Origin of the sequence: Kribbella sp. NPDC051587 (genome assembly GCF_044453945.1) — a bacterium.
In the GTDB taxonomy this organism is placed as follows: Bacteria; Actinomycetota; Actinomycetes; order Propionibacteriales; family Kribbellaceae; genus Kribbella.
This window is the reverse complement of sequence record NZ_JBITDE010000006.1, coordinates 100,203-111,971: the sequence shown is the minus strand read 5'-3', so window position 1 is coordinate 111,971 and position 11,769 is coordinate 100,203. Positions and strand designations below refer to the sequence as shown.

General features: G+C 68.6%; 11 protein-coding genes. 4 read left to right on the top strand and 7 right to left on the bottom strand.

All coding sequences use genetic code 11. The features are described 5' to 3' along the window. Window positions 1-13: 13 nt before the first annotated feature. Window positions 14-664: an SDR family oxidoreductase gene (locus ACIA49_RS22385; RefSeq protein WP_396379182.1), complete on the bottom strand. Its 651-nt coding sequence runs from the start codon at window positions 662-664 to the stop codon at window positions 14-16. Between the two features lie 36 nt (window positions 665-700). On the opposite strand from ACIA49_RS22385, the gene ACIA49_RS22380 reads away from it, so the two are divergent. Next, entirely contained in the window at window positions 701-1,492 is a 792-nt protein-coding gene (locus tag ACIA49_RS22380; protein ID WP_396379181.1) for an alpha/beta fold hydrolase, read from the top strand. Window positions 1,493-1,548: 56 nt separating this feature from the next. Here the strand turns inward: ACIA49_RS22380 and ACIA49_RS22375 are convergent, their stop codons facing one another. After that, a complete protein-coding gene (locus ACIA49_RS22375) occupies window positions 1,549-3,429 on the bottom strand; it encodes a propionyl-CoA synthetase (RefSeq protein WP_396379179.1) in 1,881 nt (626 codons plus the stop codon). Window positions 3,430-3,454: 25 nt separating this feature from the next. Between ACIA49_RS22375 and ACIA49_RS22370 the strand changes: the two genes are divergently transcribed. After that, window positions 3,455-4,375: a threonine/serine dehydratase gene (locus ACIA49_RS22370; protein WP_396379177.1), complete on the top strand. Its 921-nt coding sequence runs from the start codon at window positions 3,455-3,457 to the stop codon at window positions 4,373-4,375. Window positions 4,376-4,935: 560 nt separating this feature from the next. On the opposite strand, the gene ACIA49_RS22365 is transcribed toward ACIA49_RS22370, so the two are convergent. Further along, complete coding sequence (locus tag ACIA49_RS22365) at window positions 4,936-5,535, bottom strand: rhomboid family intramembrane serine protease (protein WP_396379175.1); 600 nt, start codon at window positions 5,533-5,535, stop codon at window positions 4,936-4,938. A gap of 82 nt (window positions 5,536-5,617) precedes the next feature. Here ACIA49_RS22365 and ACIA49_RS22360 point away from each other — a divergent pair, with 82 nt between their 5' ends. Further along, window positions 5,618-6,847, top strand: coding sequence for a Cmx/CmrA family chloramphenicol efflux MFS transporter (locus ACIA49_RS22360; protein WP_396379173.1), 1,230 nt, complete (start codon window positions 5,618-5,620; stop codon window positions 6,845-6,847). Here ACIA49_RS22360 and ACIA49_RS22355 read toward each other — a convergent pair. Then, entirely contained in the window at window positions 6,789-8,207 is a 1,419-nt protein-coding gene (locus ACIA49_RS22355) for an APC family permease (protein ID WP_396379172.1), read from the bottom strand. The two genes, ACIA49_RS22360 and ACIA49_RS22355, sit on opposite strands and share 59 nt — an antisense overlap. Window positions 8,208-8,325: 118 nt before the next feature. Between ACIA49_RS22355 and ACIA49_RS22350 the strand changes: the two genes are divergently transcribed. Beyond that, window positions 8,326-9,267 carry a DUF389 domain-containing protein gene (locus ACIA49_RS22350; protein WP_396379584.1) on the top strand — a complete coding sequence of 314 codons (942 nt, stop codon included), beginning with the start codon at window positions 8,326-8,328 and terminating at the stop codon, window positions 9,265-9,267. A 53-nt stretch (window positions 9,268-9,320) separates the two neighbouring features. Here the strand turns inward: ACIA49_RS22350 and ACIA49_RS22345 are convergent, their stop codons facing one another. The 3 genes from ACIA49_RS22345 to ACIA49_RS22335 all read right to left on the bottom strand — a co-directional run bounded on the left by ACIA49_RS22345 (window position 9,321) and on the right by ACIA49_RS22335 (window position 11,749). Next, window positions 9,321-9,941 carry an HNH endonuclease family protein gene (locus ACIA49_RS22345; RefSeq protein ID WP_396379169.1) on the bottom strand — a complete coding sequence of 207 codons (621 nt, stop codon included), beginning with the start codon at window positions 9,939-9,941 and terminating at the stop codon, window positions 9,321-9,323. Window positions 9,942-10,046: 105 nt separating this feature from the next. Continuing rightward, window positions 10,047-10,808, bottom strand: a complete 762-nt coding sequence (locus ACIA49_RS22340) for a YaaA family protein (RefSeq protein WP_396379168.1) — start codon at window positions 10,806-10,808, stop codon at window positions 10,047-10,049. Next, window positions 10,805-11,749, bottom strand: coding sequence for an aldo/keto reductase (locus tag ACIA49_RS22335; protein ID WP_396379165.1), 945 nt, complete (start codon window positions 11,747-11,749; stop codon window positions 10,805-10,807). Before ACIA49_RS22335 ends, ACIA49_RS22340 begins: the two co-directional genes overlap by 4 nt. Window positions 11,750-11,769: the final 20 nt, after the last annotated feature.

The window sequence follows — 11,769 nt, the reverse complement described above, 5'->3', positions numbered from 1 at the left end:
CGTCAGAGGAACGTCAGAGGTTCGCGAGCGCCTCGGTCACCGGGGTGTCCCCGGCGATCAGCTCGAGGATCCGGCCGATCGAGGCAGTCGTCGTACAGAGTCCGGCGAGCACCAGCGCGACGTCGTCCCGGCTGATGCTGCCGTTGCCGGTCTGGTCCGCGATCAGGATGCGGCCGGTGCCGGCGTCGTTGGTCAGGTGCCCCGGGCGGAGGATCGTCCAGTCCAGGTCGCGGCTGCGCAGGTCGTCCTCGGCCGCCTTCTTGGCCCGCAGGTAGATCGTGAACGACTCGTCGTCGGTCAGCGTGTCGGCCCGGTCCGCACCCATCGAGCTGACCTGGATGTGTCGCCGTACGCCGGCCTGTACCGACGCGTCGGCGAACAACGCCGCAGCGCCACGGTCAACCGTGTCCTTGCGATCGTTCCCGCTGCCCGGCCCGGCGCCGGCCGCGAAGATCGCGACGTCGGCCTGCTTGAGTACGTCGGCCACCGCGTCGGCGTCAGCCTGCTCCAGATCCAGTACGGCGGCCTGGCCGCCGGCCGCGGCGATGTCGGCCTCGTGATCGGGGTTACGCACCAGCCCGACCACCTCGTGCCCGTCACCGCTCAGCAGCTTGGTCAGCCGGAGAGCGATCTGCCCGTGTCCACCCGCAATCACGACTCGCATACCGGCAGCCTAGCTCGCGTCGGGCAGACTGGGTGGGTGCCGTATGCAACAGCACTTGATGGTGTCCGGATCGGTTATCAGGTCAGTGGCGAGGGACAACCGCTGATCCTGCTGGCCGGTCAGTCCAACAATCACACCTGGTGGGACCCGATACTCGCCGACTTCTCGTCGGCCTGTCGAACGATCACGCTCGACTGGCGCGGTACCGGGATCAGTGACAAACCGGACGAGGTCTACAGCACCCCCGGCTTCGCCGAAGACGTCGTGGCCGTGCTCGACGAACTCGACCTTCCGACCGCTCATGTCTACGGGACCTCGATGGGCGGGCGGGTCGCGCAGTGGGTCGCGATCAACCACCCGGAGCGCGTCGACGCACTCGTTCTCGGCTGTACGTCGCCTGGCCCGGCCCACGGATATGAACGCAGCGCCGAGATCCGGCGTGCTCTGGCGGACCCGGTCCAGGGCGGTCGGGTGCTCGTCGACCTGATGTACACACCGCAGTGGCGAGCCGCGAACCCCGGTCCGTACCCTGTCCTCGGTGACCGCGACATGCCGCCGTACGCGAAAGGCCGGCACCTGGTCGCCAGCAACAAGCACGAAGCGTGGGACCGCCTGCCCGACATCATCGCGCCCACGCTCATCCTGCACGGCTCCGAAGACATCTTCAGCCCGGTCGCCAACGCCAAGGTCCTGGGCGACCGCATCCCCGACTCCCGCGCCGAGATCATCCAAGGCGCCCGCCACGCCTACTTCCACGAGTTCCAAGCGGTCGCGAGCCCACTCGTACTGAGCTTCCTCGCGGACCGCCCCCACTCACCAACCCGGTAGGCCGCGACCGGTCCCCGCCTGAACGAGGACCCGCGAGGCCCTGTGGCCGAGGTTGGTCAGTGGCTGGGGTCCGCGCGGAGGATCGGGCGGAGGGTTTCCAGGACGGCGGGGTCCTCGATGGTGGAGGGGATGGGTTCGGTGCGGCCGTCGGCGATGTTGCGCATGGTTTTGCGCAGGATCTTGCCGGAGCGGGTTTTGGGCAGGCCTTCGACGACGGAGACGTCCTTGAAGGCGGCGACCGGGCCGATCTCGCGGCGGACGGCGGCGACGAGTTCGGCCTGGAGGACGGCGGGGTCGATGTCGGCGCCGGCTTTGAGAACGACCAGACCGCGTGGGAGTTGACCTTTCAGCGGGTCGTGGACGCCGATGACCGCGCATTCGGCGACGGCCGGATGGGCGGCGAGGACGGCTTCCATGGCGCCGGTGGAGAGGCGGTGGCCGGCGACGTTGATGACGTCGTCGGTGCGGCCCATCACGAAGACATAGCCGTCCTCGTCGAGGTAGCCGGAGTCGCCGGTCAGGTAGTAACCGTCGTACCGGCTGAGGTAATTGTCGACATAACGCTGATCGTCACCCCACAGGGTCGGGAGGGCGCCGGGTGGAAGGGGGAGCTTGATCGCGATCGAGCCCTCCTCCCCCGCCGGCAGCTGTACGCCGGTGCTGTCGAGGATCTGCACGTCCCAGCCGGGGACCGGGACGGTGGCTGAGCCGGGTTTGGTCGGGAGCGCTTCGAGGCCGCGGAGGTTGGCGACGATCGGCCAGCCGGTCTCGGTCTGCCACCAGTGATCGACGACCGGTACGCCGAGATGCTCGTGGGCCCAGTGGTACGTCTCGGGGTCGAGGCGTTCACCGGCCAGGAAGAGCGTGCGCAGGTTGCTGAGGTCGTAGTCGGCGGTCAACTTCGCTTCGGGGTCGACCTTCTTGATCGCGCGGATCGCGGTGGGAGCGGTGAAGAGAGCGCTCGCCCGGTGCTCAGCGATGACGCGCCAGAACGCGCCGGCGTCCGGCGTACCGACTGGTTTGCCTTCGTAAAGGACGGTGGTCGCGCCGACCAGGAGTGGCGCGTACACGATGTAGGAGTGGCCGACGACCCAGCCCACATCGGAGGCGGTCCACCACACATCACCCGGCCCGATGTCGTAGATCGCGCGCATCGACCAGGCCAGCGCGACCGCGTGTCCGCCGTTGTCCCGGACGACGCCCTTCGGCTTCCCGGTCGTGCCGGAGGTGTAGAGGATGTACAGCGGATCGGTCGCCGCGACCGGGACCGGGTCTATCGGCGACGCGTCGAGCGTTTCCCAGTCGAGATCGCGCTCTCCGAGCGTTGCTTGTCCGGCGGGGCGCTGCAGCACGATCGTGTGTTCGGGCTGGTGCGTGCTCAGGGTCAGCGCTTCATCGATGATCGGTTTGTACTCGACCACGCGGGTCGGTTCGATGCCACAGGATGCGGACACGATCACCCGCGGTGTCGCGTCGTCGATCCGGGCGGCGAGCTCCTTCGGGGCGAACCCGCCGAACACCACCGAGTGAATCGCGCCGAGCCGCGCACACGCCAGCATCGCGATGACCGCCTCGGGCACCATCGGCATGTAGACGATCACCCGATCGCCCTTCCCGACGCCCAGCCCGGAGAGCGCTCCGGCGAATCTCGCCACCTCGTCGCGGAGTTCGCCGTACGTGAAGGATCTCGAGCTGTTGGTGACCGGTGAGTCGTGGATCAGCGCGACGCGGTCGCCGTGGCCGGCCTCGACGTGCCGGTCCAAGCAGTTGTACGACGTGTTGAGCTCCGCGCCGGGGAACCACCGATAGATCGGTGCGGCCGAGTCATCCAGCGCACGGGTCGGTGGAGTTGTCCACGAGATTGCCCTCGCGGCCTCCAGCCAGAACCCTTCCGGGTCGTCCAGACTCCGCCGGTAGCTGTCCTCATACGCGCCCATGCCAGCATCGTGGCAGGGTTGACGCATGACGGTAACTGTCCAGGACGTACGAGCTGCAGCCGAGCGGATTCACGGACGGGTACGGCGGACGCCGGTGATCGAGGTCTCCCCCGGGCTCACGTTCAAGCTCGAACTGCTTCAGCACACCGGCTCGTTCAAACCGCGCGGTGCCTTCAACCGGCTGCTCCTCGCGAAGGAGACCGGCGAACTCACCGGCCAGGGCGTCGTCGCGGCCTCCGGCGGAAATGCGGGTCTCGCGTCCGCCTACGCTGCGCGTGAACTCGGCGTACCGGCTCGGATCTTTGTCCCGGTGAACGCACCTGCGCCCAAGGTCGCGAAGCTGCGCACGCTCGGCGCGGACGTCGTACAGGTCGGGAACGAGTACGCCGAGGCCTTCGCGGCCGCGGTGATTGCCCGCGACGAAACCGACGCACTCCTCGTGCACGCCTTCGACCAGCCCGAGATCGTCGCCGGCCAAGGCACTATCGGCCTCGAACTGCTGGAGCAGGTCGACGGCTTCGACACGGTCCTGGTCGCGGTAGGCGGTGGAGGCCTGGTCGCCGGAATCGCCACCGCCCTCGGCGACCGCGCGAAGGTCATCGGCGTCGAGCCGACCGAATCGTCCGCGCTCCGCCGCGCTCTCGACGCCGGCGAACCGGTCGATGGGCCGGTCGGTGGGGTCGCGGCCGATTCCCTGGGCGCCCGCCGTCTGGGCGACATCGCGTTCACGATCGCTCAGCGCGAGAACATCGCCTCGCTCCTGGTCGAGGAAGACGCGATCATCGCCGCCCGCCTCAAGCTCTGGCACGACTATCACCTAGCCGTAGAACACGGCGCCGCCACCGCCTACGCCGCCCTCCACTCCGCCACCTACCAACCAGCACCCGACGAACGCGTAGTAGTCCTGGTCTGCGGAGCCAACACCGACCCCACCACCCTCACCTAGCCAACGTCCGAAAGACCGAAGGCATCGTCTCCGCCCCTTCGGACGTTAACCGTCTTCCCACCGCAAACCTGCGGCCGGAGATGCAGCCGGGTGGTTGCTCGCCGCTGCGGCCGATTGCTGAGACGGACGGCGCGGCTCGGCGGTGGCTGAGGGGGATGGTGCGGTTGGCGGCCGCGCTTCCGTTGCTTGGGCTTCCGGGCTGTGGCTGAGGTTCGAGATGCGCGTTAGTCGGTACTTTTTCGGGTCCAGGCGACGAAAAGTTACCGACTAACGCGCAGTACGGCGCCCGCGGTTCCCGTGGCCTGGAGCTCATCGCCCTGGGCCCACGACACCTTGCGCTAGGTGATTCGGCGGCACCACGGCGACGGGTCCGGTATCAGGCCTCCGAAGCACCGGCCGCAACCACAGCCCGGAAGCTCAGCCGACGTGAGCCTCGGTCGCCGGCCGCACCATCCCCCTCAGCCCAAGACCGCCTCAGCCACCCGCCTCTGTCAGCCGGCCGCGGCGGCGGGCAACCACCGCCGTACGTCGCCGGCCGCATCCGAGCGGCGGCCGAGTTGTTAGCGGGGTTTGTCGTCGGCTAGGAGCCAGGCGGCGAGGATGCCGGCGATGGCGCCGAAGAGGTGGCCTTGCCAGGAGATGCCGTCTTGGGGCAGGAGGCCGCCCAGGAGGGCGCTGCCCCAGACGCCGATGACGAGTACGCCGACGAGGACTTGGGTGAGGCGGCGGTTGAAGATGCCGCGGGCTACCAGGTAGGCGGCGTAGCCGAAGACGACGCCGCTGGCGCCGATGGTGATGGTGTTCGGTGGCGAGATCAGCCAGGTGCCGAAGCCGCCGATGATCGCGACGATGGCGGTGACCGCAGCCAGGCGGGCTGCTCCGCTGAGGGCGATCAGGGCGCCGAGGGTGACGAGCGGCAGGGTGTTGGAGATCAGGTGACCGAAGCCGAGGTGCAGGAACGGCGAGGTGATGATGCCGACCAGGCCCTCGGGGTCGCGGGCGATGATGCCGTACTGGTCGAGGCGGCCGTTCAATGCGGTGTCGATGACCTCGCTGAGCCACATCAGCCCGACCAGCACGGCGAGCAGCTTCAAACCACTCCCGATCCGGGAGGTGTCGACCGCCCGCCCGGTTCGCTTCGCGGGTGTCTGGGAACTCATGCCCCAACGATGCCGTATTGGACCAAGTCTCAAGGCGCGGCGGGCGCGGCGACAGCGCAGCGTGATCTCTGGGATACTCAAGGTGGCTGTCGAGGGGCTTGGGGGAATCGCGATGCCGGTCGCCGTCTATGTGCTCGGGTTGAGCATCTTCGCGCAGGGAACGTCCGAGCTGATGCTGGCCGGACTGCTGCCCGAGCTGTCCACGGACCTCGGGGTGTCGATCCCGGCCGCGGGATTGCTGATCTCGGCGTTCGCGCTCGGCATGCTGCTCGGCGCCCCGATTCTGGCCGTGCTGACACTGAAGTGGTCCAGGCGTACGGCGCTCCTGCTCTTCCTCGGCGTCTTCACCTTGACCCACATCGCGGGCGCTCTCACCCCGAACTACGCCGTCCTGCTCGCGACCCGGATCGTCGGTGCTTTCGTGTACGCCGGGTTCTGGTCGGTCGCCGCTGTCACGGTCGTCGCGCTGGTCCCGGCCAACCGCCGGGCACGGGCGATGAGCATCGTCACCGGTGGTCTCACGATCGCGACCATCGTCGGCCTGCCGATCGGGACCGTGCTCGGTCAGCACCTCGGCTGGCGGGCCGCGTTCTGGACGGTCGCCGGGTTGTGCGTGCTCGCGATGATCGGCGTACTGCGAACCATCCCCGGCGGCAAGCCGGACCCCGCCGCGGCACCTCGGTTGCGCGAGGAGCTCAAGGTCCTGATGAGCCCACGGCTGTGGCTCGCGTTCGCGACGACCGCGCTGGTCACCGCGTCGATCCTGGTCGTGTTCAGCTACCTCGCGCCGCTGCTCATCCAGACCACCGGGTTGCCGGCAGGCGCCGTACCGGGGGTGCTCGCGCTGTACGGCCTCGGGTCGTTCATCGGGATCGCGATCGGCGGCCGGACAGCGGACGCGATGCCGTTCCACACGCTGTTCACCGGGATCAGCGGGCTGGTCGTGCTGTCGGCCGTGCTCGCGCTGACCGCGGGCAGCCCGATCGTGGCGGTCGCGGCGATCTTCCTGCTCGGCGGGTTCGGGTTCGCCGTGAACCCGGCCCTCAACGCGCGGGTCTTCAGCCTCGCCGGGAACGCCCCGATCCTGGCGACCGCGACGAACTTCTCGGCGTTCAACATCGGCATCACGCTCGGGCCGTGGCTCGGTGGGCTCGCGATCGACGCGGGAGCGGGCTATCGCTCCCTCGGCTGGATCGCGGTCGGCACCGGGCTCACGGCCCTCGCGACGGTCGTGGTGGCCGCCTATCTGCCGGTCAGTTCACCGGACCACTGTGGTCAAGGTGTGACGGATCGAACTCTGCCTTCCGCTTGAACACGTACTTGTTCAGCACCCAGGTGAGCGCCCACAGCGCGACACCGACGACCATCAGGTAGCCGGCGATCTTGTAGTCGGCCGACGCGCGTCCCGACAGTGGGCTGGCCAGGTAGACGCACAGGACGGAGCCGATCACCGGCAGCGCGGTGGGTGCGTGGAAGTGCTTGTGTTCGACCTTGTCCCGGCGCAGCACCAGTACGGCGACATTCACGATCGCGAACACGCACAGCAGCAGGAATGCCGTCGTACCGCCGAGTGCCGTCAGGTCGGCGTACCCGATCAGGACGAAGGCCAGCGCGGTGGTGAAGAAGATCGCCACGTACGGCGTGCGCCGCTTGTGCAGGACGCGGCCGAGCGGACCCGGCAGCACCTTCTCGTGCGACATCCCGTAGAGCAGCCGGCTGGCCATCAGCATGTTGATCAGCGCCGAGTTGGCCACCGCGAACATCGTGATCCAGGCGAAGATCTCGAGCGGGAAGCCCGGTGCGCCGGCCTTGATCACCTCGAGCAGTGGCGCGTCGCCCTCGCTCAGCTTGTCCGGCGGTACCAGCGCGATCGCGGAGATCGCGACGGCCACGTAGATGACGCCGGTGATGCTCAGGCCGAGCAGCATCATCTTCGGGAAGATCTTGGCCGGGTCCTTGGTCTCCTCGGCCATGTTCACCGAGTCCTCGAAACCGACCATCGCGAAGAACGCCAGCGCGGTCGCCGCCGTCACGGCGCCGAACGGCGACTCCCCGTCCGGCACGTTGAACTGCGTCAGCCGCGAGGTGTCGCCGTCACCACTGAGCAGCGCCCAGGCGCCGACGCCGATCACGATCAGCAGACCGGTCAGCTCGACGATGGTCAGCACGACGTTCGCCTTCACGCTCTCGCCGACACCGCGCAGGTTCACGACCGCGATCAGCGTCATGAACGCGAGCGCGGTGATCATCAGCACCGAGCCGTGCCCCTTGCCGATCCCGACCGCGGTGAAGAAGTTCGCCGCGAACGACTTCGAGGCGCTGGAGGCCGAGGTCAGTCCGGAGCACATCACCGCGAAGGTGAGCAGGAAGGTCAGGAAGTGGATGCCGAACGCCTTGTGCGTGTAGACCGCCGCGCCGCCGGCCTTCGGGTACTTCGTGACGAGCTCGAGGTAGCTGGTCGCGGTGAGCATCGCCACGATGAACGCGCACAGGAACGGCAGCCAGACCGCACCTCCGACCTGGCCGGCCACCTTCCCCGTCAGCGCGTACACCCCGGTCCCGAGGATGTCGCCGACCACGAACAGCAGCAACAGGCCCGGGCCCATCACCCGCTTCAGCTCCGGCCGGTCACCCGCTGCGGGCGCAGCTGTGGCGCCTGCAGTGTCGCTCATTGTGCCTCCCTGGATTCGGTGCGTCAGTGGACCATATCCAAGGGTGCAACCGCCACGGCCCGCTGAGAGGGGTCTGGCCGGAAGGTGACCGGCGCGTGCTGCGAGCATGTGGACCGTGATGCACCTTCGTCTCATCGTCCCATCGGATCGCAGCGACCGCGTCGTGAACACGCTCGTCGGCGATCCACGCGTGACGAGCGTCGTCCGGCTTCCCGGGGCGGCCCAGCGACCGGCAGGCGACGTCATCGAGTGCGATGTCACCCGCGAGGCCACCTCGGACATCCTCGACTTCCTGAAGGAACAGGGCCTGTACGACGACGGCTCCGTCGCCGTGGCCCAGGTCGAGGCGTCACCGTCGCGGAACGCCCGCGCGACCGAGAAGGCGGCACCGGGCGCGCCTGATGACGCGGTGATCTGGGACGCGGTCGTCGACCAGGCGTACAGCGAGGCCAGCAACTCGTGGAGCTACTACGCCTTCCTGACCCTGGCCACGATGATCGCCGCGGTCGCGGTCGTCACCGACTCGTCGATCCTGGTGGTCGGGGCGATGGTCGTCGGCCCCGAGTTCGGCGTCGTGGCCGCGCTGGCCGTCGGCCTCGCGCTGCGCAATCAGGGGTTGACCTGGCGGGCGATACGGCTGCTCGTCCTCGGCTTCCTGCTCGCCATCGCGGTCACCACCATCGCCGCGCTCCTGGCACGAGCCGTGGGATGGGTTGACACCGACTCGGTCACTGCCGCCCGGCCGCTGACCGGATTCATCTGGCGGCCGGACAAGTGGTCGGCGGTGGTCGCCGTACTGGCTGGGTGCGCAGGAGTGCTGTCTCAGACGGCCGGGCGATCGAATGCGCTGGTCGGAGTGTTCATCTCGGTCACGACCGTGCCGGCCGCCGGTGACCTGGCGCTGTCGGTCGCGCTGTGGGCGCCGGGCCACATCGGTGGCGCGGCTGCGCAGCTCGGCATCAACCTGGCCGGTATGACGGTCGCAGGCGTGCTCACGTTGCTCGTACAACGCGCGATCTGGCGGGACCCGACGAGAACGGGCGCGCGCGTTGAGGCTTGACCGGGCGTCCCCTGTCCGGTCCGCGCACGACCGCTCCCAGGTAGTCCTTACCCTCAGCAGGTTGCGAGCATGCTCTGCAGTGCCGTCTTCTCGGCGGCCTGCAGCGACAGGCTGTAGGTGTGTTTGACCCAGATCCAGTTCCGCGCGTAGATGCAGTGCACCGAGGTATTGGTGGGCTTCCACTCCGACGGGTCGGAGTCGCCCTTGGAGCGGTTGCTCGACGCGGTCACGGCGATCAGTTGCGCGATGCTGAGGTTGTTCGCGAACTCTTCGCGCTTCGCGGTCGTCCATCCACTGGCGCCGGACTTCCACGCCTCCGCGAGCGGCACGATGTGGTCGATGTCGATCGCCGAGTCGTCGGTCACCCAGGTCGCGTCGTACGAGCTGTACCAGCGGCCGGCGGTCGGTTCGCAGGCACTGTCCACGGTGACGCCGGTGCCGTCGCGTTTCAGGACTTCGTCGCGGGTGTCGCAGGTGCCGGACACGGTGTGCCAGTGCGGGAACTTGTCCCGCGAATACCCAGTGGTCGAGCCCTCGGCCTTGACCGTGAGGCTGTTCAGATAGGTGGTCGACGTACTGGCCGAGGGTGGGGTCGGCGGAGCTGCCAGGGCTGGGCTCGAGGTGAGCGCCCAGATGGTGGTGCCGGTGAGCAGTAGGGCGGTGAAGCGTCGCATCGGTCAGGCCTTCCGAAGGGCGGATCCCCCCTGACGTTGCTACCTGAACCCTTCCCCGGACTGCTCACCACGGAAACCATCTGCCGATGACAGCTGGGTGAACGGTCAGTCGTGTTCCACCACGGTCAGCGTCCAGCCCGCTGCGGCCGGAGTGATCTCGGCGTTCCACCGCTCACTGATCAGCTTGTGCAGAGCCTTCGGCGTACCGGGGTCCTTGCCCGACTCCACCAGGTGCCGCGCGACCAGGCCGCGCGTGTGCTTGGCCATGTGCGACACCACAGTCCGTACGCCGGCCCGCTCGCGCACCACGTTGACCGACACCCACTTCGAGGCCCGCTCACCACTGGGCCGCCAGGCAGCGACGTACGTGGACGAACGGCAGTCGACGATCACACCGTCGGCCTCGGCGAGCGCTGCGGCCAGCGGCTCACGCCAGACCCCAGCAAGCGGTCCGTGACCCGGCAGCGTCGTACCCATGGACAGCCGGTACGGCGGTACGCGGTCGGCCAGGCGCAGTGCACCCCAAGCGGCGGAGACGACGAGCAGGCGGCTCCCCGCACGGCGCTTGGAACCGGCGGACAGCGTCGAGTACCCCAGAGCGTCGTACAGGACACCGGAGTAGAGCTCAGACACCGGTACGGCGGGCTCGGTGCGCCAGCGTGTGTTGCGATCGACCTCGGGCTGGAGTGAGGCGCCGACGCCGAGAACGCCGTAGGCGTCCTGGGAGGCGGACACCTTCGCGAGCGTCTCCAGGACTTGCTCACGCACGGGGTTGAGCTCGGGGAACGACAGTGACTCGAAGTCGACGGCGCGGCCGCGGGAGCGACCGGTCTTGCCCTCGGACGGGGGCAGCAGGATCAGGGTCACGTCAGGTCGTCCAGCACCGCGAGATCCTCGAGCGTCGGCTGCCACGTGCCGGCCGCGACGTTCTGGGCGATCTGCTCGGCACTCGTCGCGCCGGCGATCACCGAGGAGACCGCGGGCTGCGCGGCCAGGCCGCCGATCGCGACGTCGATCATGGTCAGGTCACGCTCGGCCGCGAAGGTCTCCAGCGCCTCGATCTTGTCGAAGTCCGCCCGCTCCAGGCGCTGCGGCTGATTGACCAGCCGGGTGCCTTCCGGAGCCGCTTCGCCGCGCTTGTACTTGCCGGTGAGCAGGCCGGCCGCCAGCGGGAAGTACGGCAGGATGCCGATCCCGAGATGCTCGCACGCCGGGACCAATTCGTCCTCGACGTCGCGCTCGAGCAGCGAGTACTGGTTCTGGGCGCTGATGAAGTGTTCGTGGCCGCCGGTGCGTGCGGCCCAGTCCGCGTCGACGACCTGCCAGCCCGCGAACTGCGAGCTGCCGACGTACCGGACCTTGCCTTCGGCAACGAGCTCGGAGAGCGCCGCGAGGGTCTCCTCGATCGGGGTGACCGGGTCCGGGACATGCAGCTGGTAGAGGTCGATCCAGTCCGTGCCGAGGCGGCGCAGACTCGCCTCGACGGCCCGGCGGATGTAGCGGCGCGAGCCACGCACTCCCCAGTCCGGGCCGTTGTCGCCCTTCATGTCGCCGCCGAACTTGGTCGCGATCAGCACTTCGTCGCGCCGCGAACCGAGCGCGGCACCGAGCAGCTCCTCGCTGGCACCGTGCTCGCCGCGGTAGACGTCGGCGGTGTCGAACAACGTGATCCCCGCGTCGACCGCGGCGTTCACCACCACGTTCGTCCGGGCGGCGTCGAGACGCCCACCGAAGTTGTTGCAGCCCAGGCCAACCACACTGACTGTGAGGCCTGAGTCACCTAGCTGCCGGTACTCCATGCTGCTCATAGTCAGAGCATAGAGTGGCG